Source organism: Pseudomonas sp. GM41(2012), from assembly GCF_000282315.2.
GTDB lineage: Bacteria > Pseudomonadota > Gammaproteobacteria > Pseudomonadales > Pseudomonadaceae > Aquipseudomonas.
This window is the reverse complement of sequence record NZ_AKJN02000006.1, coordinates 864,959-888,757: the sequence shown is the minus strand read 5'-3', so window position 1 is coordinate 888,757 and position 23,799 is coordinate 864,959. Positions and strand designations below refer to the sequence as shown.

Here is a 23,799-nt window from a genome sequence, read left to right as displayed (position 1 = left end):
CCCCTTGGGGAGAGGGTTGGGGTGAGGGGTGGTTTTAACGACCACCCAAACCCCCAAGCCATGCACCCAGAGCCTCTATAGATTCCAACTCTTCAACCCGCCACAACTGCTCAAGCAGTTCTCCAGCCTGCTCCCGCGGCATCACCCGCACCGCCAGACTGAAAAACTTCTCCTCCAGCGCCGCATCACTCAACGGATTGCCCGGCGCACCCAGCGGCGGGTCGACACACAGGCTCGCTTGCCGACCGTCCACGGTCCGCACGCTGACGACGGGCTCGCCATCCTCTGACAGTTGCGGGTCCACTTCAAGACAGATATGTGACATCAAGTGAGCAATCCGTGGATCGCGTCGTTGTTCATCGTCATACGCCTCCAGCCGGCAATGACCCTGCACCAGCCGGGCCGCGAGGGCATACGGCAGGCTCATCTGCGCCGCCGCCAGCGTACCGACGTCTCGCCCGCCGCACATGTCCTGCAGAAACCCGCACAACGACACCCGGACATCCTCGACCTGATCCGCGCTGACCTGCAACTGATCCAGCAACAGCCCTAGCGCATCAATGGCTGAATGCGTTCCGCGGCATGCGGCATAAGGTTTGATCGAACAGCGAGCAAGTTTCCATACGACGCCCAGATCGGCATCCAGCGCGTCAGGTTGTGCAGTCTCACCGGCCAGGGTCTTGAGAAATCCGCCCCAGACATCATCGAATAATCGGGTCGGCCCGGTGATGCCTCGTTGGGCAAAACGCGCCGCCAGCAATCCACCCTCGGCGGCACGACCACTGTGAAGTTTTTTGCTTTGCGAGCCGTCGTGGATAAACGCCCATAACCCCCCGCTGAAACTGCCGGCAATGCCCAGCGCCGAGACGGTTTTCGCGGTATCCAGTCCGAGAATTCGCGCACTGGCCGCCGCCGCACCGAACACGCCGCAGGTGGCGGTGGAGTGCCAGCCGGCGCCGTTGTGGGCGGAATAGCTGCCGCAGGCTTCGAGCACCCGACGGCCGATTTCGTAGCCAATCACCACGGCAGTGATCAACTCCCGGCCATTCACCGGTTTTCCGGACATCGCCACCGCAGACATGACTGCCGGCAGCACCACCGCGCCGGAATGGTCGCAGCCGCCGGTGTCGTCGAGTTCCAGGGCGTGGGCGGCGACACCATTGAGCATGGCGGCCTGAGCCGCGCCGGTGCGCTGATCGGTGCCCCAGATCAACGTGCTCCCGGTTTCACCGTCGAAGACCTGCCGTGCCTGCTTCGCGACATCGCTGCCAGCCCCGGCCAGGGTCGCGCCGAAGGTGTCGAGTATGTGCCGCTTGGCTTGGGCCACCAGTGCGGGCGGCAAGTCTTCGAATCGGGTGTCGACGCAGAACTGCGCCAATCGCTGCATCCGCTCACTCATGAAAGGTAATCCCGATAATGCCGCTCATACACGGCCGCCGGATGGTCCTCGGTCACCGGCAGCGCCGATTCAGCCCACCATTGAGCGACCTCAGCGCCCGTGGCAATCCACACGTCATCGTGCTGTTGAATCCCCTCCAGCAACTCGCGCAACACGCCAATCCGCCCGGGCGTAGCAATGATCTCCGGGTGCAGCCGCAGCACATAACACAAACCAAACCGGTGAAACCCGGCGAAGTCCATTTGCAGGTTGCCCAGGGTGTGGCTGTAAGAGGCGATCCGCGATTGCGCCGGGGGCACGGCCGGGCTCAGGTTGAAGGCGAAGTAGGGTTCGTCTTCCAGTTCGTAGTGCAACGGCAACTCAATGACTTCGGGCGCCGTCGGATGAACGAATGGCAAATCATCACCGCGCCACGACGATGACCAGCGAATGCCGTGATCCTTCAACGCCTCGATGAAGCCCGGCGCACCGTTGCCGGCCGGGATGCGAAACCCCGTCGGGCGCTGGCCAGTCAGCGCGGTCAACGCCTCACAGCCTTTGGCCATCTCGGCGCTTTGCTCGTTGAGACTCAGGTTGTCGTAGTGCTGATGGCGATAACCGGCGCAGGCGATCTCATGTCCACCGGCCTGGATTGCCCGAATGTGCCCGGGGTTTTCCTCGGCGACGATACCGGGCACAAACCAGCTGCTGGAAACCCCCAGTTCTTCGAACAAACCGAGCAAACGGTCGACGCCGCGTTGGGTGCCATAGCGCCAGACCGACAGCGTCTTGTCGCGCCCGGCGACTTCCGGGGCCTGGGTGAGGATGCCGTGGATGTCGTTGTAATCGACGGTCAGTACCACGGCGCAGCGGTAGCCTTTGGGCCAGACAGTGGAATCAGCCATGGTGATGCTCCTTCAGCCACCACTGGGCGACATCGCGGCACGTGGCGAACCACACGTCATCGCGCTGGCGCATGTGTTCGAAGAGTTTTTCCAGCAGCAGGATGCGTCCTGGTTTGCCGGTGATCTTGGGGTGGAACAGAGTGGTCAGGCACAGCCCTTCGTTCATGGCACCGTCGTATTCGCGGCACCAGTTATCGAGGGTCAGCGCGTAGCTGGCGGTGCGGTCCAGCCCGGAAGGAAAGTCCGGCGCGCGGGTGTAGGCGAGGGAGGCGTAGTCGTCCATTTCCCAGCGACCGGGGATTTCCACCAACGGTGTTTCGTGCCCCGGCACTTTTACCAGGTACGGCCGGTCATCACCGCGCATGCTGCTGGAGTAGGTCACGCCGGCCTCCACCAGCATCGCCGGGGTTTCGGCCCGCCAGTCACCGGACGGGGTGCGAAACCCTTCGGCGCGGATGTTCAAGTGCTTCCAGAACACCTCGCGGGATTTCTTCATCACGTCCTTTTGCTGTTCCAGCGTCAGGGCGTAAAAGGATTCGTGTTTGTAGCCGTGGTAGGCCACTTCATGCCCGCGCTCGACAATCGCCTGGCACTGTTTCGGCCAGTTCTCCACGACCCAGGCCGGGACGAAGAACGTCGTCGGGATTTGGTACTCGTCGAGCACATCGAGGATTCGTGGCAGGGCGCGGTAAGGGCCGTAACCGCCAAAACCGAAGTACTCGGGTTTGTGCCAGATCGAACCGTTGAGCATGGCATCGCCGGTCGGGCCGTCGAGGTCGAAGGCCAGGGCGAGGCAGGCTTTGTGCTGGTCGGGCCAGGTGGGTTGGGGTGAGGAGGACATGGGTGTTGCGCTCCGGTTGTTGATCGTTGGTGCGGTCAAAATCGACCCCTCACCCCAACCCTCCCGAAACGTCGGACCGCCCCAGAGGGGAGAGGGGGAAAGGGGGCCGATCTCCAGCGTTTTCAAACCTGAGTTCAACTCGATATCTCAGGTCGCAGTACCTCGAAAGATCACCTCGGTCAGCTCCCTCTACCCCCTGGGGAGAGGGTTGGGGTGAGGGGGCGATTTCGAACCAGATTACTTGCCGGCGTTGATGGTCACAGTCTTGATCGCACCCAGTTCCAGGTCCCACTTCTTCAGGATCGTCTGGTAGCTGCCGTCATCGACCATGCTCTGCATCGCCACTTTCACCGCCTCACTCAGCTCAGGCTTTTTCTTGCTCACACCCAGCCCGGTGAACTGCTTGGAAATCGGCAGGCCCACGGTTTTGTACATGTCCTTTTCCTGAGTCTTCAGGTAGGGCAAGGTCTCGCTACCCTGCATGGCGGCGTCGATACGACTCTGACGCAGTTGCGCGCGGGCATCGGCCGAGCCTTCGGTGCCGATCACGTTGATCGCAGGCTTGCCGGCGGCTTCGCAGTTGGCCTTGCTCCACTCGGCGATTTCCGCCGGGAAGGTGGTGCGGCGGCTGGTGCCGACTTTCTTGCCACACAAATCAATGATCTCGTTGAAATCCTTGTTCTTCTGCAAGGTGTAGAACTGCGGGCCGCTGGTGAAGTAGTCAACGAAGGTCACGCTGGCCTGACGTTCGGCAGTGTCGGTCATGCCCGACATCACCATGTCCACGCGGTCGGTGGTCAGCGCATTGATCATTTGCTCGAAACCGGTTTCCTGCCATTTGATCTTCACGCCCAGACGTTCGGCCAGGGCATTGCCCAGGTCATAGTCGAGACCCGTGAGGGTGTTGGTGGCCGGGTCCTTGAAGTCCATCGGCGGGTAGTTCGGCATGATCGCTACCACGACCTCGCCTTTTGCTTTGATGCTGGCCGGTAGCTCGGCGGCCCAGGTGAAGCTGGAAGCCATAACGCCTGCGAGTACTGCTGGAATAACGATGTTCTTCATGGTCGTTCTCTTATGAGTGTTGTGAGCGCCAAAGGACGCTTAGGTTCGAACGGCAGAAATGAAGCTTTGGGTGCGCGGGTTTTGCGGACTTATTAGTATTTCTTCGGGGCTTCCAGCCTCCACGATCTGCCCGCCGTCCATGAACACCATGCGGTTGGAAACTTCGCGAGCGAAGCCCAGTTCATGGGTGACGACGATCATGGTCATGCCGGTTTGCGCCAGATCGCGCATCACCGACAGCACCTCACCGACCAGTTCCGGGTCGAGTGCCGAAGTGGGTTCATCGAACAGCATCAGCTTGGGCCGCATGGCCAGTGCTCGGGCAATGGCGACGCGTTGTTGCTGCCCACCCGACAGTTCGATCGGGTAGCTGTTGCGCTTGTCGGCCAGGCCGACGCGAGCGAGCAATTCCAAGGCTTCTTCGTGCGCTTCTTTGGGCGAACGCTTGAGCACCTGGCATGGCCCTTCGATGATGTTTTGCAGCACAGTCATGTGCGGGAACAGGTTGAAGCGCTGGAACACCATGCCGGTGGAGAGGCGTTGACGGGCGATCTGCGATTCGTTGAGTTCGTGCAGCTTGTTGCCGACGATCCGGTATCCCACCAGTTCGCCGTCGACCCAAAGACCACCCTTGTCGATTTTTTCCAGCTGGTTGATGCAACGCAGCAAGGTGCTTTTGCCGGAGCCGGACGGGCCGATGATGCACAGCACTTCGCCTTGCTCGACTTCGATGTTGATGTCCTTGAGCGCGTGGAAATGGTCGTAGTACTTGTTCAGGCTCACAGCCTTGACGATGCTTCTCATGTGGGGCTCCTCAAGAACGCTTGCCGGCGCCGCGAGCGAAACGACGCTCCAGACGGCTTTGACCGAAGGACAGGACGGTGACCGTGGCCAGGTACCAGATACCGGCGACGATCAGCAGCTCCATGACCCGGGCATTGGCGTAGTAGATGTTCTGGGCGTTGTAGAGCAGTTCCGAGTACTGGATGACGCTCGCCAGCGAGGTCATTTTCACCATGCCGATGAACTCGTTACCGACCGGCGGAATGATCACCCGCATGGCTTGCGGCAGGATGATCCGGCGCAGCGCTTGCAGGCGCGGCATGCCGATCGACTTGGCGGCTTCGTACTGGCCGGTGTCCACCGACAGCAGGCCGGCACGCACCACTTCGGCGGTGTAGGCGCCCTGGTTGATGCTCAAGCCGAGGAGGGCGGCCACGAACGGGGTCATCAGGCTCACGGTGTCCATTTCGAACAGGCCGGGGATGCCGATGGTGGGGAAGATCAGCGCCAGGTTGAACCACAACAGCAGTTGCAGGATCAGCGGCGTACCGCGGAACAGCCAGGTGTAGGTCACCGCCACGTAGCGCAGGATCGGGTTGGCCGACATGCGCATGATCGCCGTGATCACCCCGAAAACAATGCCCAACGCCATCGCCAGCACCGCCATGACGATGGTGTTGAGCAAGCCCCAAATGATCGCCTGGGAAGTGAGGAACTGGCCGATGTAAGACCACTCGATCTTGCCTTCGGCGAAGGCTCGCACCAGTCCGAGAATCGCAATGACGATCACGGTGGCGAAGAAAATCCGCCCGTAGTAACGCCGTGGCACATGGTGGTACTGGGTGATATCGAACTGGTTTTCCGCCAGTTTGCGCTCCGACTGGAGTCGTTCTGCCTGAGTCTGGCTCATGTTGCTTCTCCGTACACTGGTGTTTCAGGTCACACACAATCCCTGTAGGAGTGAGCCTGCTCGCGATGGCGGCGGGTCAGGCACAGGGGTGTTGAATGTCATACCGCTATCGCGAGCAGGCTCGCTCCCACAGGTTTTGTGTCCTGCTTCAGAGCCGGAAACCTTGATAATTTTCGGTCCACGCTTGCTGGGCGGCGAGGGCGGTTTTCAACCGTCCGATCTGCTCGCGCACCTGTTGCGGCGCGGTGCCGCCCCAGCCACTGCGGGCGGCGATGGCGGCTTCGAGGGTCAGGCTGTCGCGCACTTCCGCGGTCAGGCGCGGGTCAATCTCGGCCAACAGTGCCGGGGACGCTTCCCACAATTCGATGTCGTGTTTCTCGCAGGCCTGGACCAGCGCACCGGTGATTTCGTGAGCTTCCTTGAACGGCACGCCGCGCATGGCCAGCCAGTCGGCGACTTCGGTGGCGAGGGTGAAACCCAGTGGCGCCTGACGACGCAACTCTTCGACGTTGACCTTCATGGTCGCGACCATCCCGGCCATGGCTGGCAGCACCAGCAACAGGGTGTCGACACTGTCGAGCACGCCGTTTTTGTCTTCGCTCAAGTCGCGGTTGTACGACAGCGGCAGGGATTTCAGCGTGGAGAGCAGGCCGGTCAGGTTGCCGATCAGGCGACCCGCCTTGCCGCGGGCCAGTTCAGCGATGTCCGGGTTTTTCTTCTGCGGCATGATCGAGCTGCCGGTAGCGTAGGCATCGTCCAGCGCGACCCAGCGAAACTGCCGCGACGACCACAGGCAGAACTCTTCGGCGAGCCGGGAAATGTTGATCCCGAGCATGCTGGCGATAAACAGGAACTCGGCAACGTGATCGCGGCTGGCCACGGCGTCGATTGAGTTTTCACACACGCCGCTGTAACCCATTTCCTTGGCCGACTGCTGCGGCAAGCGCGCGATGGCGGAACCGGCCATGGCCGCCGCGCCGAGTGGCGACAGCGACGTGCGCACGTCCCAGTCCACCAGGCGTTGTACGTCGCGCAACATGGATTGGGCGTGGGCCAGCAAGTGGTGAGCGAAAACGATCGGCTGGGCTTGCTGCAGGTGAGTGAAGCCCGGGCAGATGCTTTCGATGTGCTGCTCGGCCTGATCCACCAGGGCTTGTTGAAGTGCCAGGACTTCAACGGCCAGGGTGCGGACGTGATCACGCAGGAACAGGCGCAGGTCGTTGGCGGTCTGGTCGTTGCGCGAACGGCCGGCGCGCAGCTTGCCGCCGAGGGCGCCGAGGCGTTCGGTCAGCAGGCGTTCGATGAAGGTGTGGACGTCTTCGTCGTCCAGGGTCGGCGCGATGCTGCCGGCGCGGAAGTCATCACCGATGCGCTCCAGAGCGTCGAGCATGGTCTGGGTTTCTTGTTCGCTCAGCAGCCCGGCGCGCTGCAATTCACGGGCATGCGCCTTGGAACCGGCGAGGTCATACGGGGTGAGGCGAAAGTAGCGCTCGGGGCAACGGGACAAGGCCGCCAGGGCTTCGGACGGGCCGCTTTTGAAGCGAGCACCCCAGAGACGGTCGGTGGTTTGAGACATTGTTGTTTTCCTCGTCGTTGCTCGGAAGTTAATAATTCATTTGGTGTTACGCCGAAGAGCATCGCGGGCAAGCCATGCTCCTACAGATCGGTGTGCAGAGCCGGGAACATCTGCCGGAAATGATTCGGGCGTGGTTCGGCTTAAGCAGTTTTCAAGAGGGCAGTTGCATCGTTGCGAGAGCTGATCGAAGTGTCAGCTTTTAATAGTTCGAAATCAGTGAGTTGGCACTGATGTGCGGGATTTATTAGCGGTTGCCAAGCCTGGTTTTCTGTGGTCATTATTATTTACCAGCACTATTTTTGTTGTTGGACACAGGTTGTTGAATAGGGCGCCAGAGGTAAATAGGCATTATGGAAACCCCACTTTCCAATTCCGGAAACCCGCCGCTGAAAACGGGTCATCGGGCACCGCTGACCCTCAGCGGTCTGGACTTCAAACTGCTCAAAGTGTTCAAGGCCGTGGTCGAGGCCGGCGGTTTCAGTGCCGCCCAGAACGAGCTGAATGTGGGACTGGCAGCCATCAGCAAACAAATCTCCGACCTGGAGATCCGCATCGGCATGCGCCTGTGCACCCGCGGCCGAGAGGGTTTTCACCTGACCGAAGAGGGTCGCCTGGTGTATCAGGCGTCCATTGATTTATTTGCCTCGGTCGACAACTTTCGTGATCGCCTTAGTTCAGCGCAAAACGAACTGATCGGTGACCTTGGTGTGGGGGTTATTGACAATACTATTTCCGACGTTAATTCGCCGTTAGTTGCTGCGCTTAGAATAATTAATGAGACATCGCCTAAAGTAAGGTTCCAACTTCAAGCCTCTCAGCTGGATGAAGTGGAAAGAGGCGTGGTAGAGGGGCGGTTAGTGGCAGGGATCGTGCCGGTTTATCAGAAGCGCGAAGAGTTTGATTACTACGCGCTTTATGAAGAACGCTCCGAAGTTTATTGTGCGGTCGGTCATCCGTTGTTCACGGTGCCGGACGCAGAAATTGGCAGTCATGTGCTCAAGGATTACGAGTGCATCAACCACCGCTACGCGATTCATCGCGACAAACTGAATTTTGCCCACTACGACAGCTTTTCCGCCTCGGCCAGCCAGGTCGAAGCGGTGGCTTTGTTGATCAAGACCGGGCGTTTCGTGGGTTTTCTGCCTCAGCATTACGCCGCATCGATGGTCGCTCAGGGGCAGTTTCGGGCTGTGCGTCCGGACCTCATCCACATCGTCACGCCGTTCAATCTGATCCTTCGCCATAACACCGTGCGCAGTCCGCTGGTCAAGGCGTTTGCCCAGGCGTTGGGGGTTGATTTGAAGGCGCCGCTCTAAGGCACAAGCGCATCGCACAACGCCGTTCGCCGGGTAAGCCGTGGGCGACTTCGTCGTTTAATACAGTCGCTAATCGCGGACCCCATTGTGCTGGGCTCAATGTTTCAAAACCCAGGCGCTGATAAAACGGTTCATTCCACAGCAAGTCGCGGAACGTGGTCAGCGTCAGACCGTAGAGTCCTCATTCCCGGGCATGTGCAACGGCGGTTAACAGTAACTTTCGACCCGCGCCCTGGCCATGGAAGTGTTGTCCGACGGACAGTTCCTGAATAGGCAGTTCGTTGTCGACTTCAACAGCGCTGAGAAACCCCATAAGTACGCCATCAGGGGATTGCGCCACCCAAACCTCATCCATCTCGATTGCCCGGCGATGCTGTTCGGCATCGGTCACCTGCGCATCGGCAAGCCAAGCCAGCGAAGGGTCGCAGCGAAACAGTTCAGCCGCCGAACGCTCGATGGCGGGGAGGGCAACAGCGTCGATAGATCGGGCACGGCGCAAGGTAATCATCATGTTAATCACGGTTCATGTAGGAGCTGCCGAAGGCTGCGATCTTTTGATTTTGATCTTCAACAATAGCGGAGGAGCTAAAAGAATAAGATCAAAAGATCGCAGCCTCCGGCAGCTCCTACAAGGGATTGAGGTGCAGCAGGATGTAATCGTTTTTGTCGAAACTGCCGCTCAACACGGGCGGCAACGCACCCAACGGCGTGCCCTGCAGGGCGCGGTAGTCGTTTTCATCCATCATCAACCACGCTGGCCGCTGAAGGTTTTCCAGTTCTTGGGTCGATTCGGTGAAAACCGGCTGTAAGTCCTGCTCGATGTTGACCATGAACTTGATCGCCTTGGCGTCTTTACCCATGGCGTGCAGCACCAGAGGCGCCGGGTCTTTCTGGACCAGTGCGAATGCCGCGCGGCTGAAAGTCTGGGTGTCGTAGAGTCGGCGTTCGACCGGTTCGAATACCAGAATGTAGACCGACCACAACGCCAGGACCGCGCACAAGGCCAGTGTCTGAGCCCGCCAGCCGGGCCGCAAAAGCACCGCCAGCGCAATGACTTGCAGCGCGCCGAGGATGATCAGAATTGCAGGCAGTGGCGGCAATTGCTCGGAAAAACGTCGGTGAGTGACCATCAATCCAACGGCCAACAGGGCGGGAATCAACAACCACACCCCTTGCATCAACCCCCGCAACCAGGCGAATACCCGACCTTGCGCCACCTGAAACGGATACGCCGCAATGATCGCTGCCATGGGCAACACCGGCAGCAGGTAGCGGGCCTTTTTGGCCTGGGGGATCGAGAGCCCGACCATCACGATCAGGCCGGCTGCCGTGCAGTACTGCAACAGACGCAATGCCGGACCGGCCTGCCGCGGAGTTGTCAGCCAGACGGCGGCCAGTACCAGCAACGCCAATGGATACGCGAGCGCATAGTTGCCCACCGAACTGGTGAAGTAATACAGCGAACCGCTGACGCCTTCGCTACCGTCCAGGCGCCCCATGAACTGCATGCGCACCACGTCGTGCATGAACTCCGGGCCGCCGACGGTTTCCGCCAGCCACAGCAGCACGCCAATGCACAAGGCCAGCAGCACCGACGCCATCAGGCCAAAACCAAAAAAATGCTGCCATTGTCGATTGAGCAAGAAATAGCTGCACAGCATGCCCGTGGGAATCACTAGCCCGATCGGCCCGCGAATCCCGAAACCCATCAGCAACAAGACAAAGATCAGCCACCACCGGCGCTTTGCCGCGAAATGATCGGCGGCATAGCCCAGGTAGAACACCGAAAAAGCCACCGCCGCGAGCATCAGATCCAGGGACACGGCACGGGCTTCGGTGACAAACGTGTTGGTCAGTAGCATCAGGGCGATGCTCAGCAGCGCCCAACGCTGGGAGTAGGGCGCCAGCAACCGGTACATCAACGTGACGATCACCGCCCCGGCAATGGCGCTCGGCAACCAGGCACTCAGGCTGTTGACCTGACCGAACGGTAGCGACAGCAGCCAGGTGAACAGCGTCGCAAGCGCCGAATAGTCCGCATACGGCTGGCCATAGGTGGTCGGAAAAACGGACGGCCCGTGGCGCAGCATTTCCTGAGCGAACAACACGAAGCGCGAATCGAAGCCGATCACCGCCTGCTGATACACCCCGGCGCTGAACAGCAGCAGCGCCAACAGTCCCAGGCCTAGCGACTGTCGGCGGATACCGGGTGACATTGCAATCAAGCGGTGACCGACGCAGCGGGCCACTGTTGATGCGGAATCGGCAGATTGCGCGATTCACCGCGGCCCATCGGGAAGTACTTGAAGCCGGCGCGAGCCAGGCGATCGGCGTCGTAGAGGTTGCGTCCGTCGAAGATTATCGGTGTGTTGAGCCGCTGTTTGATCAGGTTGAAATCCGGGGCCTTGAACTGCTGCCATTCGGTGCAGATGATCAACGCGTCAGCGCCGGACAATACCGATTCCGGCGTGCCCATGAGCATCAACTTGGCTTCATCGGGATACAGTTGCTGGGTTTCCTGCATGGCTTCGGGGTCGAACGCGCGGACGTTGGCCCCGGCAGCCCACAGCGATTCCAGTAGCACCCGGCTCGGTGCATCGCGCATGTCGTCGGTGTTCGGTTTGAACGCCAGCCCCCACACGGCAAAGGTCATGCCGCGCAAATCGCCCTTGTAGAACGCGTTGATGCGCTCGAACAGCTTGTGCTTCTGACGCTCGTTGATTGCTTCTACCGCTTTCAGCAAATCGTTGGAGCAATGCGCCTCTTCAGCGCTGTGGATCAGCGCGCGCATGTCCTTGGGAAAGCACGAGCCGCCATAACCGCAACCGGGGTAGATGAAGTGGTAGCCAATGCGCGAATCGGCGCCGATGCCCAGGCGCACCGATTCGATGTCGGCGCCCAGGTGTTCGGCCAGTTCGGCGATCTGGTTGATGAAGCTGATCTTGGTCGCCAGCATGCAGTTGGCGGCGTACTTGGTCAGCTCGGCGCTGCGCAGGTCCATGAACATGACCCGGTCATGGTTGCGGTTGAAGGGCGCGTAGAGGTCACGCATTACTTCACGCACTTCATCGCGTTCGCAGCCGATGATGATCCGGTCCGGGCGCCGACAATCGGCCACGGCCGAGCCTTCTTTCAAAAATTCCGGGTTGGAGACGATATCGAACTGCAGCAAGCGGCCGACCTTGATCAGGCACTTGTCGATATGTGCGCGCAAGGTGTCACCCGTGCCCACCGGCACCGTGGATTTCTCCACCAGAATCACCGGTTGTTCACGATGACGCGCCACGGCTTCTCCCACCGATAGCACATAACTCAGATCCGCCGAACCATCGTCTCGGGACGGTGTGCCGACCGCGATAAACAACACCTGACCATGCTGCACTGCGAATTTTTCGTCGGTGGTGAACTGTAGACGTTTGGCTTCCAGGCTTTCACGCACCAGGCTGGCCAGCCCCGGTTCGAAAATGCTCACGTGGCCTTGCTGCAACAGCTCGATTTTTCTCTCGTCAATGTCCATGCAGACCACGTCGTGGCCAACTTCTGCCAGGACGGCGGCTTGCACCAGACCAACGTAACCGCTACCAAATACACTGATTTTCATGGGGCACTCCTGAGTTCGCGCGTGCGAGCAGGCCGAGAGTTAATGGTAATGACACCGAGGATGACCAGGGCCACCCCGATGGTTTTTGAAAGGCTGAACGCTTCGTTGAACAGCGGCAGGCTGGCGGCCAGCAGGTACACCAGCGCGTAGCTGATACTCAGCAGCGAATACGCCCGGCCCAGCGGTAAATCCCGCAGGGCGGCAAGCCAGCTGAGCATCGACAGGGCGTAAGCGAAAATGGCGACCAGCACCACGGCGATAGCGCTCAGATCGATGCTGGTGGTGAGCCAGTGCTCGGGCGATGGCAGGCGGCTCATGCTCCAGCGCATGCCCAATTGCGCGGCACTGACCAGCAGTACGCTGCCCAGTGCGAAGGTAATTCCGCGACGCAGGTTCATGTGTGTTGCCCCAGCAGCACCACGCCACCGATCACCAGCGCCACACCCAGCCAGTGGCGACGGTCGATGGTTTCGTGGAAAACGAAGCGGGCAACGAGGGTGATCAGTACGAAGTTGAGGCTCAGCATCGGGTAGGCGATGCCGACTTCAAGGCGCTGCAACACCAGCAGCCACACCAGCAAGCCCAATCCCAACGCGGCGAGCGCCAGCCACAGCCACGGTGAACGCAGTTTCTCGCTCCAGCCCGAGGCCTTGTCGCGCCAGCTTTCAACAGCGTATTTCTGGGCGATCTGGCCCAGGCAGGTCAGCAGGCAGGCGGCCAAGAGCAGTAACAGGCTCATGACGCCTCCTGAGGGAAAATCAGAATCACAATGTTGCCTTGTTCATAGCGCTTGCCATCCTTGGGCAGCCGTTCGATTTCGCGCAGTTCGTCGTCACCCTTGATGCGCATCACCACGCCGACCGAACCGCTCTGGCGGGCCTCGCGCATCCATGCTTGAACCTGGTTCGGGTCGACTCGCTGCTGTGCGCCGTCAGGATAGGCGAGGCCATATTTCAATTCGCCTATCGTGTTGTACAACGCCACGTCCGGGCGCTTCAGGCGCCAGGCCAGGGCCCCGGCGGCGCCGAGGTCGTTGCTCAGCAACTGGTCGGTCTGGCTGAGTTCCTGGGTATGCTCGAGGATGAACTGGTCGGGCATCTTGTTGGCCACCACCGACTCGGGCAGCCCGGCCGGCAACAAGGCGATCAGCAGCAGACTGCCGAAGGCCGGTGCCGCCCAGCATTGCAAGGGTCTGAAGGCTTGCAGCAGGTTGGCCATGATCCAGCCGGTCAGGCCGATGAACACCAGCACCAGGTTGTGCAGTTCATGGTTGTAGAGCGGTTTTTTCAGTTGCAGGTAGACCAGGGCCACCAGGATCGTCAGGCCCAGCAGCAGGTTCAGCAAACCATTGATGCCCAGTACCCGACCTTGCTCAAGCTTCAAGCGGTCCACCAGTGCGTGGCCCAGCAGCAACGCCAGCGGCAACAGGCACGGCAAGATGTAGCTCGGCAATTTGCCTTTGCTGAGGCTGAAAAACAGCAGCGGCATCAACAGCCACAACAACAGGAAAGCGATATTCGATTGACGTCGTGTTTGCCACGCCTGCCGCAACGCCGCTGGCAACAACGCCACCCACGGCAGACTGAACGCCACCAGCAACGGCAAGTAGTACCACCACGGGGCGTCATGCTGGGCATCGTCCCCGGCGAAGCGGCGGATGTGTTCGTGCCAGAAGAAGAACCGCCAGTAATCGGACTCCTGGCCATGCACCGCCAAGGCCCACGGCAAGCTGACGGCGATGGCCACGGCAATCGCCAGCGGCCCGTAGATCAGCAGCTCACGCCAGCGTTTTTGCCAGAGCATCCAGGGCAGGGCGATCAACACCGGCAATAACCAGGCGAGGAACCCCTTGGTCATGAACCCCATGCCGCAGGCCAGGCCTAACCCGGCCCAACTGATCAGGCGTTGGGTGCGGTTGACGCTGTCCAGCGCAAACCACAAAGCGACCAGACTCGAATTGACCCAGAACGTGAATTGCGGATCGAGATTGGCGTAGCCCGCCGCGCCGGCGATGACGGTGAGACTCATGTACAGCAGCGCACAGGCAAAACTCTTGCGTGGATCGTTCCACATCCGGCGAGCGATGAGGTAACACAGCAACACACTCAGCCCGGTGCTCAGGGCGGAGGCAAACCGCACGCCGAACAGGTTCTGGCCAAACAGTGCCTGGCTGGCGGCGATCATCCAGTAACCGGCCGCGGGTTTTTCGAAATAACGCAGACTCATGAAATGCGGCGACACCCAGTTACCGCTCAGGAGCATGTCCTGGCTGATCTGGGCGTAGCGGGTTTCGTCGGGAATCCATAAGCCGTGGCTGCCCAGCGGCAGCAGATACGCCAGCACGAAGATGCCCAGCAACAACGGCAATGCCCAGCGCTTGCTCATACGCCTTGCACTCCCAACCAGCCTTCGCGACCTTCCAGGGTGCCGCGCAGCACTCGGCCGACCGGCAAGGTGCCGGGGGCTTCGGGCAGCAGATCGCCCAAGGGTTGAAAATGGATGTCTCGCTGGCGCGCATCGGCGAGCAGTTTGCGGAAATCGTTGGCCATCAGAATCCCTTCTACTTCGGCATGGATCGTATAGACGTTGAGTTTTTCGGGGTTGAAGCGATCAAGAATGAAGGCGTTGAAGTCCTTGGCCGCCACGTGGGGGCCGACTACCTCATCGAACGTCGGCAGGTCCACTGGAATCTGCGGCGCACCCAAACCACCATCGGCCAGTCTCGGCCGGAACAGGCTCTGGCCCCGGCAATCGCTGTTGTAGCGAAAGCTGAACGCTTGCTTGGCCTCGATTACGCGCTCGTCCGCCCGCCACCCGGCGGATGCCGAGCACTCGACGTTTTGCCCGAGGATGTCGCAGAGCGTGTCCACGCCCCGACGAAGTTGCTCGATCAGCTGCTTGTCGCTCCAGCGTCCTGCATTGGCCTGCCAGCCGTGATGATCCCAGGCGTGCAGGCCGACTTCATGCCCGGCGGCCACGGTTTGACGCATCAAATGCCCAAGATCACGGCCGATCGGTTTGCCGGGCCACGCGGTGCCGGCCAGCAAGATGTCCCAGCCGTACAGGCCTGCCGCGTTGGAGCGGAGCATTTTCCAGAGAAATTGCGGACGGATCAGGCGCCACAAGTGGCGCCCCATGTTGTCCGGCCCGACACTGAAAAAAAACGTCGCCTTGACCTGCGCTTCATCGAGAATTTCCAGGAGCCGCGGCACCCCCTCACGGGTGCCTCGGTACGTGTCGACATCGATTCGAAGACCTGCCTGCATTAACGCTTGTCCGCGATTTCGAGCATGGCTTCACGCAAGAAGAAGTCCAGCGTGTTGCCGATGGTTTCACTCATTTCCACGGTCGGCGTCCAGTCCAGCAGGCGCTTGGCGTTGGCGATGCTCGGTTTGCGGTGCGACACGTCCTGGTAACCGGTGCCATAGAACGCTTTGCTTTCGACATCGCGGAAACCGGCGAACGGCGGGAAGTTGTCGCGCAACGGGTGGGCTTCGAACTGACGCAGCAGCTCTTCGCCCAACTGGCGGATGCTGGCTTCGTTGTCCGGGTTGCCGATGTTGATGATCTGGCCGTTGCAGGCGTCGTTGTCGTTGTCGATGATCCGCGCCAGGGCTTCTACCCCGTCGGCAATGTCGGTGAAGCAGCGTTTTTGCTCACCGCCATCGAACAGGCGAATCGGTGTGCCTTCCACCAGGTTGAGGATCAACTGGGTGATCGCCCGGGAACTGCCGATACGCGCCGAGTCCAGGCGGTCGAGGCGTGGGCCCATCCAGTTGAAGGGACGGAACAACGTGAAGTTCAGGCCTTTCTGGCCGTAGGCCCAGATCACGCGATCGAGCAGTTGCTTGGAGATCGAGTAGATCCAGCGCTGCTTGTTGATCGGGCCGACGATCAGGTTGGAGGTGTCTTCGTCGAAGTTCTGATCCTGGCACATGCCATAGACTTCGGAGGTCGACGGGAAGATCACACGTTTGTTGTATTTGACGCAGTAGCGAACCAGTTTCAGGTTCTCTTCAAAGTCCAGCTCGAACACCCGCAGCGGGTTGCGGGTGTATTCGATCGGCGTGGCGATCGCCACCAGTGGCAGGATCACGTCGCACTTCTTGATGTGGTATTCGATCCACTCGGAGTGGATGCTGATGTCGCCTTCGACGAAGTGGAAGTTCGGGTGACTGCGCAGACGCTCGATGGCGTCCGAGCCAATGTCCAGGCCATAGACTTCGTATCTATCGTCACGCAGCAGGCGCTCGGACAGGTGATTGCCGATGAAGCCGTTGACGCCCAGGATCAGCACGCGCGTGCGACGCGGGGCGCGACCGGACTCGGCGCCACGCAGCACGGAACCGTCCACCAGGCCCAGCTCGTTGGCCAGTTGCGGGCCACTCAGGTACAGGCCATTGTCGTTGCGCTGGCCGGCGGTAATCACCAGGGAATCTTCGCCGCAGGCGATTCGCAGCGGGTTGACGCTGATGACGCGACCAGGCGCTTGACCTTCATTGCCTTGGGCGACTTCTGCGCTCCAGACAATCAGCTTGTGCTCGCCCACGGCGCAGAAAGCACCCGGGTAAGGTTGGGTCACCGCGCGAACCAGGTTGAACAGTTCTTCCGCCGGTTTCTTCCAGACCAGTTTGCCGTCGGCTGGCGTGCGACGACCAAACACAGTGGCTTTGGATTCGTCCTGTGGGGTTTCGCTGATCTTGCCGGCGAGCAACGCTGGCAAGGTGTCACGCAGCAAGTCGGTGGCGGCCACGCGCAACTTACCGTGCAGGGTCAACGCGGTGTCGCTGCGGTCGATGGCAACCTTTTGCTGGGCAATGATGGCGCCGGCATCGGCACGCTTGACCATGCGATGCAAGGTAACGCCGGTTTCCGTTTCTCCGTTGACCAGCACCCAGTTGGCCGGCGCGCGTCCACGGTAGCGCGGCAGCAACGAACCGTGCAGGTTGAAGGCGCCTTTGCTGGCAGTGGCCAGCAGCGGTTCGCTCAGCAGGTGGCGGTAGTAGAACGAGAACAGGTAATCCGGGTTGAGCTTGCTGATGCGCTCGATCCACAGCGGGTGGTTGGCATCTTCCGGGGCGTGCACCGGGATGCCATTGCGGGCGCACAGTTGCGCAACTGAGCCATAGAACGCGTTCTCCTTCGGATCATCGGCGTGGGTAAACACGGCGGCAATTTCAAAGCCCGAGCTGAGCAGGGTTTCAATGCCGGCACAGCCGATATCGTGATAGGCGAAGACAATAGCTTTTGCACTCATGAGAGAACCTGATCTGAAGAAGTGGAAGTGAGGCCGTCAACGGTGACAACGGGAGCGGGGGCAGCAGGCTGACCACGCAGAACCTTTTCGATAAAGAACCGGGGGCGGGCGCGCACGTCGCTGTACATGCGTCCCAGGTACTCGCCCAACAGGCCCATGCCGATGAACTGGCCACCGGTGAAGATGAACAGCACGGCGAACAGTACGAAGGTCCCGTCGCCGGCCCAATGGGCGCCGAAGGCCAGGCGCAGCACGATCAGCGCGGTGGCGAACAGCACGCCGAGGGCCGCCATGCCGAAGCCGACGATGCTCAGCAAACGCAGGGGCGTGGTGGTCATGCAGGTGACCAGGTCGAACATCAGATTGACCAGGCGCATGGGGCTGTACTTGGATTCACCGTGTTCGCGCTCGGCGTGGAGCACGAGGATTTCCGTGGTGTGCCGGGCGAAGCTGTTGGCGAGGATCGGGATGAAGGTGCTGCGTTCACGGCAGGCAAGCATGGCGTCGACGATGGTTCGCCGGTAAGCGCGGAGCATGCAGCCGTAGTCAGTCATGGCGACGCCGGTGGAGCGCTGCACGGCCAGGTTGATCAGCTTCGAAGGCCAGCGGCGCAGCGCCGAGTCCTGACGGTTGTTGCGCACGGTGGCGACCACGTCATAACCCAGCTCGGCCTTAGCCACCAACCGCGGGATTTCTTCGGGAGGGTTTTGCAGGTCGGCGTCGAGGGTGATGACCACATCGCCCTTGCACTGCTCGAAACCGGCCATGATTGCCGCGTGCTGGCCGTAGTTGCGGTTGAGAATGACCGCCACCACCGGGCTGCCCTCGCGATTGGCGGCAGCTTCGAGGATCTGCGCCGAGTCATCGCGACTGCCGTCATCGACCAATACAATCTCGTAGTCATGGTGCAATTGCTGACACGCCGCTTCGGTGCGCCGGAGCAACTCGGGCAGGCTGTCTTGCTCGTTGTAGACCGGGATGACGATCGACACGCAACGGATTGGGTAAGGTTTCACAGGCTTGAGTCCATAACGTTTTCAATAGCACCGACCACACGATCGACGTCATCGAGGGTCATGTCGGGGAACAATGGAATTGAGCACAGCCGTGCCGAGTTCCATTCGGTGTTGGGCAGATAGATGTTGGGGAAGCGTTGGCGGTAGTAGGTGTGCAGGTGCGTGGCGATGAAGTGAATGCCGGTGCCGATGTTCTGTGCTTGCAGGGCCTTCATGAATGCTTCACGGTCCAGCCCGCAGCGCTCGGTGTCGATGCGCAGGATGAACAGGTGCCAGGCGTGCTGTTGCGGGTACGCCGGAATCGCCAATGGCTGCACTTTTGAGCCTTCGAGGCGTTGCAGGTAGGCGCCGGCCAGTTCCGTACGCTTGGCGTTGATCTGGTCCAGGCGCTCCAGCTGCACCAGGGCGATGGCGGCGTTGATGTCGGCCAGGTTGTACTTGAAGCCGGGCTCCATGACCTGGGCCTGGGGTTTGCGGCCGTGCGTCATGCGGTCATAGGCGTCGACGCCAAGGCCGTGAAACTTGAGCATGCGCACACGACTGGCCAGGGCCTCATCGTCACTGACGAACATGGCGCCCTCGGCGCAGGTCATGTTCTTGATCGCGTGGAAGGAAAAGATCGCGGTGCCTTTCGCGCCGACATGCCGACCTTTGTAGAAGGTGCCTGCTGCATGAGCGGCATCTTCGATGACCGGGATGCCGTGTTTGTCGGCCAACGCATAAAGCGGATCGAGATCGAACGCGGCGCCGGCGTAGTGCACCGGAATGATGGCTTTGGTGCGCGGCGTGATCGCGGCTTCGATGCTTGCCAGGTCACTCATCAGCGTGTCGCGATCAACGTCGACGAACACCGGTGTCGCGCCCAGCAGGCAGATCATGTTGGCGGTGGATACCCACGTCTGGGACGGCGTAATGACCTCGTCGCCAGGACCAATGCCCAATGCCAGTAACGTGATGTGCATCCCGCCGGTGGCGGAGGACAGTGCCACGGCATGACGGCATCCCACGTAGTTGGCGAATTGCTCTTCCAGTTCCTGGTTTTTCGGCCCGGTAGTGATCCAGCCGGAGCGCAATACTTGCTCTACGGCGGCAATTTCTTCATCGCCGATACTGGGGCGGGAGAAGGGGAGGAAAGCCTGACTCATGGACACCTCGGGGGCTGAAGAGCGAATAGCCTGTGAGGCTAAAAAAAAATTGGATCCAGTGCAAGCTTAGACGATAAAACAAAAGCTGCATCAGTCAGTTACTTCAAATGCATGAGAAAGCACATCAGTTGACTTTTGCTGCCATGCTCGGCAGGTTGGGACCAAAAGCAGGGTCATTCCGGATTCATTGAGGTTATTCCCGATTTTGTGAAAGGAACATGAAAACCCGGTCGGCGAATCGTTTATCTGTATGTCATACAGCCACTGTTCAGGCTTGTGCCGTTCATCGAGATTTCTAGTAGAAAGTCCTACAGAAATGGCCCGCTTTACATGAAGGATGTTTCAATCCTTAGTTGTTTAATGAACTGTTTCCACATTAAGGCCGTTTCGTTTGATTGACTTACCCGCTACCGATTCAATCCCTTCAAAGACCAATCCGCTGACCCTGTACCTGGCACGTCTGGCGCCTTCCAGCCAACTGACCATGCGTTATGTGTTGCAGGACGCCGCTGACCGGCTGGGCTTCGAAGACATGAACGTCGAGGAGATTCCCTGGCACAACCTGCAACCGGAAGATGTCATCGCACTGGTGGCGACCTTGCGCACCGACGGCTACGCGCCGAACACCTCTTCGCTGTACGTCAACGCGGTGCGCGGGGTGATGAACGAGGCGTGGCGCATGAGCCTGATCAGTCAGGAACACTTGCTGAAAATGCGCTCGGTCAAGGGGATTGCCGGCACGCGATTGTCCCAGGGGCGCAACCTCAGGCGCACGCTGATCCAGGAATTGATGGCAGTCTGCGCTGCCGATCCACGGCCACAAGGGTTGAGGGATGCGGCGATTATCGGGATTTTGTATGGCTCGGGCATGCGCAAATCGGAATCGGTGAACCTGGACCTGAACCAGGTCGATTTCACCGAGCGCAGCCTTCGTGTGACCGCCAAGGGCAACAAGCAACTGATCAAGTACGCACCGGCCTGGGCGTTCGCCAAACTCAATGACTGGCTGGAGTTGCGGCGCTCGTTACTGAAGGAGGGTGAAACGGACGATTCGTTCCTGTTCAACCGCATCCGCCGCGGCAGTCACATCACCCGCGAGCGCATCACCAAACATGCGATCTATTACATCGCCCGACAGCGGGGCGCGCAGGTCGGGGTGAAAATCATGCCGCATGATTTTCGACGTTCGTTCATAACCCGAGTGATTGAGGAGTACGACTTGTCGATCGCCCAGAAACTCGCCCATCACAGCAACATCCAGACCACGGCCAACTACGATGTGCGCGATGACAACGAGCGGCGTCGGGCTGTGGACCGGTTCGATCTTTGATGGGCGGGGTTCACGATTCGCTCAGTACGTGGGCATGGCCGATTGTCGAGACGTGAACTGCACTGCCGGCGGGTGGTGCGTACAGGCCCGAACTGCGCACCATTAATGATCGACCAGGCTGTTGCCCGGACGCCAAAGCCTCCAGTTCCACCGTCAACGTGCAGGAATTACCACTGAAATCCCGCTCGGTCACGACGGCGCGACACCCGGCAGCCGTGGTCGGGCTGGGCTGAATGCTGACGAGTTGCAGTTGTTCGGGACGCAGCATGATCTGCGCCGATTTGTTGGCCCGGTGGTTGTTCACCGGTATCCGACCGAGATCGCAATGGGCCCAGCCGGCTTCGATTCTGGCGGGCATGACGATGGCATCCCCCAGAAACAGCGCGGTTTGTTCATCCTCGGGGTAGCGGTAAAGGTCCAGCGGATGGCCCGACTGCACCAGCCGGCCGTCGCGCATCACCGCCAGCTGATCGGCAAACGACAAGGCTTCACTCTGGTCATGGGTGACCAGAATGGTGGTCACGCCGGCGTCGCTCAGCAGCCGTGCGACCATTTTGCGCATGGCGCCACGAAGCCCGGTGTCGAGGGCCGAAAACGGCTCGTCCAGCAGCATCAAGCGCGGCTGTTGCGCCAACGCCCGCGCCAGCGCCACACGTTGTTGCTGGCCGCCGGAGAGCTCATGGGGCCAACGGTTGGCCATGTTCGCATCCAGCGCCACGCTGTCCATCAACTCCGCGACTCGCTCCTGTTTTGCGCCGCCCTTGATCGAAAGCCCGAAACCGATGTTCGCGGCCACGGTCATGTGCGGGAACAGGGCGCCGTCCTGAGGAACATAGCCAATCAGGCGCTGATGCGCCGGAACCTCGTGTGTCTCATCGACGAGCGTTTGGCCATTGAGTGAAAGACGGCCCGTGTCCGGGAACTCGAAGCCGGCGATCATCCGCAACAGCGTGGTTTTCCCTGAGCCGGACGGGCCGACGATGACCGTTCGGCTGCCCGTTGGCACCGACAGGTTGATGTTCTCCAGCGCTTGATGGGCGCCGTAGGCCTTGGAAATGGAATGGAGTTCAAGAGCGTTCATCGGCCAGCCGTTCGTTTGGATTGGTGATAAAGAAGTCCGGTTAACGGAAGCGACAGCAGGATCATCAGCAAGGCGTAGGGCGCAGCGGCGGCGTAGTCGATTTCGCTGGTCATGGCCCAGAATCCGGTGGCCAGGGTGCGTGTGCCGTTGGGGGCGAGCAGCAGGGTGGCGGTCAACTCATTGGTGATCGCCAGAAACACCAGTGCGGCGCCTGCGGCAGCGCCGGGCGCGGCCAGACGCAGGGTGATCAGCCACAAAGCCCGGGCAGGGGAGCGGCCGAGGCTGCGGGCCATGTTTTCCAGTTCCACCGGCGCCTGTGCGATACCGGCGCGCAAACTCACCAGGGCGCGGGGCAAAAACATCAGCAGGTACGCCAGCAACACCGTGACAGTCGTCTGGTAAATCGGCCGGGCGAAATGGATGGTGACGGTCACCAATGCCAGGGCCACGACGATTCCGGGCAACGAACTGGTGATGTAGTTGCAGCTTTCCAGTACTCGTTGCAACCGGCCCGGAGAGCGAATCGACAGCCAGGCAATCGGGATGGCAGCGCAGGTGGTCAGGGCGGCACCCGCAACGCCGAGCAGCAACGTCTGTTCCAGCGCCGGCAGAAGTTCGTCCATCTGCCAGACCTGCGTACCGCCGGCGATCAGCCAGTTACCTAACGTCACGAGTGGCACGCCCAGCGCCAGCGCGCAGGTCGCAATCTGTACGCTTAGGGCGAGGAGGGTGGTTACGGGTTTAAGGCGCACCACCCGCTGTTCGCGAGCGCTTCCCGACCCGACCCTGGCGTAACGCGCCGTGCCGCGAGCGGCCGATTCTGCGGTCAGCATCACCAGGCAACACAGGGCGAGCACGCTGGCCAGCATGTGGGCGGCGGGGCCGTTGAAGGTGGATTTGAACTGATCGAAGATGGCCGTGGTGAAGGTGTCGAAACGGATCATCGCGTACAGGCCATATTCGGCCAGCAGGTGCAGGCCCACCAGTAACGCGCCGCCGCAGATGGCCAAGCGCAATTGCGGCAGCACCACACGGAAGAAGATCGCCCAAGGCTTGAGCCCCAGCGATTCGGCAACGTCTTCGATGGCCGGATCGAGCCTGCGCAGGGTCGCAGCAATCGGCAAGTACAGGAACGGGAAGTAGGCGATGACCGAGACCAGAACCCCGGCAAACAGCCCGTGAATCGGCGGGACCAGACTGACCCACGCATAACTGTGGACGAACGCCGGCACCGCCAGCGGCGCGGTTGCCAACAACGACCACCAGCGCCGCCCCGGCAGGTTGGTGCGCTCTGTCAGCCAGGCCAGACACAGGCCTAGCGTGACGCACAACGGAATCGTGATCACCACCAGTAAAACGGTGTTGATCAATAATTCAGCGACCCGCGGCCGGAATACCAGCGGCACAAGGGTCGCCCAGCCTGTCTGAAACGATACGCCGATGACGAAGGCAATCGGCAGCAGCGACAGCAGCGAAACCAGCACCGACAAACTGATCACCCACGCGCCACCACGTCCCGCGAAGAGGCCGCGGGATCGTCGTCGCAAATTCGCGGGTATCGCCTCGGCGACACCCGCTGGCAAGGTTTCAGGCATCAA

Annotated in this window: 20 protein-coding genes and 1 pseudogene; 2 read left to right on the top strand and 19 right to left on the bottom strand. The window is 60.6% G+C overall.

Annotation, left to right across the window (positions count from 1 at the left end; genetic code table 11):
- Positions 1–34: 34 nt before the first annotated feature.
- The 7 genes from PMI27_RS21760 to argH all read right to left on the bottom strand — a co-directional run bounded on the left by PMI27_RS21760 (position 35) and on the right by argH (position 7,455).
- On the bottom strand, positions 35–1,399 hold the full coding sequence (locus PMI27_RS21760) for an MmgE/PrpD family protein (protein WP_008155291.1): 1,365 nt from the start codon (positions 1,397–1,399) through the stop codon (positions 35–37).
- The gene (locus tag PMI27_RS21765) at positions 1,396–2,283 is read right to left on the bottom strand and encodes a polysaccharide deacetylase family protein (RefSeq protein ID WP_008155293.1); all 888 of its coding nucleotides are present in this window, start codon (positions 2,281–2,283) and stop codon (positions 1,396–1,398) included. Before PMI27_RS21765 ends, PMI27_RS21760 begins: the two co-directional genes overlap by 4 nt.
- Entirely contained in the window at positions 2,276–3,124 is an 849-nt protein-coding gene (locus PMI27_RS21770; RefSeq protein ID WP_008155295.1) for a polysaccharide deacetylase family protein, read from the bottom strand. Before PMI27_RS21770 ends, PMI27_RS21765 begins: the two co-directional genes overlap by 8 nt.
- Before the next feature lie 237 nt (positions 3,125–3,361).
- Positions 3,362–4,186 carry an ABC transporter substrate-binding protein gene (locus tag PMI27_RS21775; RefSeq protein ID WP_008155297.1) on the bottom strand — a complete coding sequence of 275 codons (825 nt, stop codon included), beginning with the start codon at positions 4,184–4,186 and terminating at the stop codon, positions 3,362–3,364.
- Between the two features lie 39 nt (positions 4,187–4,225).
- On the bottom strand, positions 4,226–4,990 hold the full coding sequence (locus PMI27_RS21780) for an amino acid ABC transporter ATP-binding protein (protein WP_008155299.1): 765 nt from the start codon (positions 4,988–4,990) through the stop codon (positions 4,226–4,228).
- A gap of 10 nt (positions 4,991–5,000) precedes the next feature.
- Entirely contained in the window at positions 5,001–5,879 is an 879-nt protein-coding gene (locus tag PMI27_RS21785) for an amino acid ABC transporter permease (protein WP_008155300.1), read from the bottom strand.
- Between the two features lie 148 nt (positions 5,880–6,027).
- The gene (argH, locus tag PMI27_RS21790; protein WP_008155302.1) at positions 6,028–7,455 is read right to left on the bottom strand and encodes an argininosuccinate lyase; all 1,428 of its coding nucleotides are present in this window, start codon (positions 7,453–7,455) and stop codon (positions 6,028–6,030) included.
- A gap of 350 nt (positions 7,456–7,805) precedes the next feature.
- Between argH and PMI27_RS21795 the strand changes: the two genes are divergently transcribed.
- Entirely contained in the window at positions 7,806–8,771 is a 966-nt protein-coding gene (locus PMI27_RS21795; protein WP_008155304.1) for a LysR family transcriptional regulator, read from the top strand.
- Here PMI27_RS21795 and PMI27_RS0229240 read toward each other — a convergent pair.
- From PMI27_RS0229240 to arnB, 10 genes and pseudogenes are all read right to left on the bottom strand, one after another.
- Positions 8,722–9,282 (bottom strand): annotated as a pseudogene (locus PMI27_RS0229240) (GNAT family N-acetyltransferase). The gene PMI27_RS21795 and the pseudogene PMI27_RS0229240 overlap by 50 nt on opposite strands.
- A gap of 115 nt (positions 9,283–9,397) precedes the next feature.
- A complete protein-coding gene (locus PMI27_RS21800) occupies positions 9,398–10,987 on the bottom strand; it encodes an ArnT family glycosyltransferase (protein WP_008155307.1) in 1,590 nt (529 codons plus the stop codon).
- Between the two features lie 5 nt (positions 10,988–10,992).
- Positions 10,993–12,372, bottom strand: coding sequence for a UDP-glucose dehydrogenase family protein (locus PMI27_RS21805; RefSeq protein ID WP_008155309.1), 1,380 nt, complete (start codon positions 12,370–12,372; stop codon positions 10,993–10,995).
- On the bottom strand, positions 12,369–12,770 hold the full coding sequence (gene arnF / locus PMI27_RS21810; RefSeq protein WP_008155311.1) for a 4-amino-4-deoxy-L-arabinose-phosphoundecaprenol flippase subunit ArnF: 402 nt from the start codon (positions 12,768–12,770) through the stop codon (positions 12,369–12,371). Before arnF ends, PMI27_RS21805 begins: the two co-directional genes overlap by 4 nt.
- A complete protein-coding gene (gene arnE, locus PMI27_RS21815; protein ID WP_008155313.1) occupies positions 12,767–13,111 on the bottom strand; it encodes a 4-amino-4-deoxy-L-arabinose-phosphoundecaprenol flippase subunit ArnE in 345 nt (114 codons plus the stop codon). Before arnE ends, arnF begins: the two co-directional genes overlap by 4 nt.
- The gene (gene arnT / locus PMI27_RS21820) at positions 13,108–14,757 is read right to left on the bottom strand and encodes a lipid IV(A) 4-amino-4-deoxy-L-arabinosyltransferase (protein ID WP_008155314.1); all 1,650 of its coding nucleotides are present in this window, start codon (positions 14,755–14,757) and stop codon (positions 13,108–13,110) included. Before arnT ends, arnE begins: the two co-directional genes overlap by 4 nt.
- Positions 14,754–15,638 carry a 4-deoxy-4-formamido-L-arabinose-phosphoundecaprenol deformylase gene (arnD, locus tag PMI27_RS21825; protein WP_008155316.1) on the bottom strand — a complete coding sequence of 295 codons (885 nt, stop codon included), beginning with the start codon at positions 15,636–15,638 and terminating at the stop codon, positions 14,754–14,756. The genes arnT and arnD overlap by 4 nt, the downstream gene beginning before the upstream one ends.
- Positions 15,638–17,629: a bifunctional UDP-4-amino-4-deoxy-L-arabinose formyltransferase/UDP-glucuronic acid oxidase ArnA gene (arnA, locus tag PMI27_RS21830; RefSeq protein ID WP_008155318.1), complete on the bottom strand. Its 1,992-nt coding sequence runs from the start codon at positions 17,627–17,629 to the stop codon at positions 15,638–15,640. Before arnA ends, arnD begins: the two co-directional genes overlap by 1 nt.
- The gene (gene arnC / locus PMI27_RS21835; protein ID WP_008155320.1) at positions 17,626–18,645 is read right to left on the bottom strand and encodes an undecaprenyl-phosphate 4-deoxy-4-formamido-L-arabinose transferase; all 1,020 of its coding nucleotides are present in this window, start codon (positions 18,643–18,645) and stop codon (positions 17,626–17,628) included. Before arnC ends, arnA begins: the two co-directional genes overlap by 4 nt.
- Positions 18,642–19,790, bottom strand: coding sequence for a UDP-4-amino-4-deoxy-L-arabinose aminotransferase (gene arnB / locus PMI27_RS21840; protein ID WP_008155322.1), 1,149 nt, complete (start codon positions 19,788–19,790; stop codon positions 18,642–18,644). Before arnB ends, arnC begins: the two co-directional genes overlap by 4 nt.
- Positions 19,791–20,181: 391 nt before the next feature.
- Here arnB and PMI27_RS21845 point away from each other — a divergent pair, with 391 nt between their 5' ends.
- Positions 20,182–21,120: a site-specific integrase gene (locus tag PMI27_RS21845; RefSeq protein ID WP_008155324.1), complete on the top strand. Its 939-nt coding sequence runs from the start codon at positions 20,182–20,184 to the stop codon at positions 21,118–21,120.
- Positions 21,121–21,130: 10 nt separating this feature from the next.
- Here the strand turns inward: PMI27_RS21845 and PMI27_RS21850 are convergent, their stop codons facing one another.
- Both PMI27_RS21850 and PMI27_RS21855 read right to left on the bottom strand, forming a co-directional pair.
- The gene (locus PMI27_RS21850; RefSeq protein WP_008155326.1) at positions 21,131–22,201 is read right to left on the bottom strand and encodes an ABC transporter ATP-binding protein; all 1,071 of its coding nucleotides are present in this window, start codon (positions 22,199–22,201) and stop codon (positions 21,131–21,133) included.
- Positions 22,198–23,796, bottom strand: coding sequence for an ABC transporter permease (locus tag PMI27_RS21855; protein WP_008155327.1), 1,599 nt, complete (start codon positions 23,794–23,796; stop codon positions 22,198–22,200). The genes PMI27_RS21850 and PMI27_RS21855 overlap by 4 nt, the downstream gene beginning before the upstream one ends.
- Positions 23,797–23,799: the final 3 nt, after the last annotated feature.

Excerpts from the sequence above, each read along its gene's own strand:
- PMI27_RS21770 (WP_008155295.1), bottom strand. The coding sequence starts at position 3,124 with ATGTCCTCCTCACCCCAACCCACCTGGCCCGACCAGCACAAAGCCTGC.
- PMI27_RS21795 (WP_008155304.1), top strand. The coding sequence starts at position 7,806 with ATGGAAACCCCACTTTCCAATTCCGGAAACCCGCCGCTGAAAACGGGT.
- PMI27_RS21775 (WP_008155297.1), bottom strand. The coding sequence starts at position 4,186 with ATGAAGAACATCGTTATTCCAGCAGTACTCGCAGGCGTTATGGCTTCC.
- arnT (WP_008155314.1), bottom strand. The coding sequence starts at position 14,757 with ATGAGCAAGCGCTGGGCATTGCCGTTGTTGCTGGGCATCTTCGTGCTG.
- arnF (WP_008155311.1), bottom strand. The coding sequence starts at position 12,770 with ATGAACCTGCGTCGCGGAATTACCTTCGCACTGGGCAGCGTACTGCTG.
- PMI27_RS21850 (WP_008155326.1), bottom strand. The coding sequence starts at position 22,201 with ATGAACGCTCTTGAACTCCATTCCATTTCCAAGGCCTACGGCGCCCAT.
- PMI27_RS21785 (WP_008155300.1), bottom strand. The coding sequence starts at position 5,879 with ATGAGCCAGACTCAGGCAGAACGACTCCAGTCGGAGCGCAAACTGGCG.
- arnB (WP_008155322.1), bottom strand. The coding sequence starts at position 19,790 with ATGAGTCAGGCTTTCCTCCCCTTCTCCCGCCCCAGTATCGGCGATGAA.
- PMI27_RS21800 (WP_008155307.1), bottom strand. The coding sequence starts at position 10,987 with ATGTCACCCGGTATCCGCCGACAGTCGCTAGGCCTGGGACTGTTGGCG.
- arnD (WP_008155316.1), bottom strand. The coding sequence starts at position 15,638 with ATGCAGGCAGGTCTTCGAATCGATGTCGACACGTACCGAGGCACCCGT.
- PMI27_RS21765 (WP_008155293.1), bottom strand. The coding sequence starts at position 2,283 with ATGGCTGATTCCACTGTCTGGCCCAAAGGCTACCGCTGCGCCGTGGTA.
- arnA (WP_008155318.1), bottom strand. The coding sequence starts at position 17,629 with ATGAGTGCAAAAGCTATTGTCTTCGCCTATCACGATATCGGCTGTGCC.
- PMI27_RS21805 (WP_008155309.1), bottom strand. The coding sequence starts at position 12,372 with ATGAAAATCAGTGTATTTGGTAGCGGTTACGTTGGTCTGGTGCAAGCC.
- argH (WP_008155302.1), bottom strand. The coding sequence starts at position 7,455 with ATGTCTCAAACCACCGACCGTCTCTGGGGTGCTCGCTTCAAAAGCGGC.
- arnE (WP_008155313.1), bottom strand. The coding sequence starts at position 13,111 with ATGAGCCTGTTACTGCTCTTGGCCGCCTGCCTGCTGACCTGCCTGGGC.
- PMI27_RS21855 (WP_008155327.1), bottom strand. The coding sequence starts at position 23,796 with ATGCCTGAAACCTTGCCAGCGGGTGTCGCCGAGGCGATACCCGCGAAT.
- PMI27_RS21760 (WP_008155291.1), bottom strand. The coding sequence starts at position 1,399 with ATGAGTGAGCGGATGCAGCGATTGGCGCAGTTCTGCGTCGACACCCGA.
- PMI27_RS21780 (WP_008155299.1), bottom strand. The coding sequence starts at position 4,990 with ATGAGAAGCATCGTCAAGGCTGTGAGCCTGAACAAGTACTACGACCAT.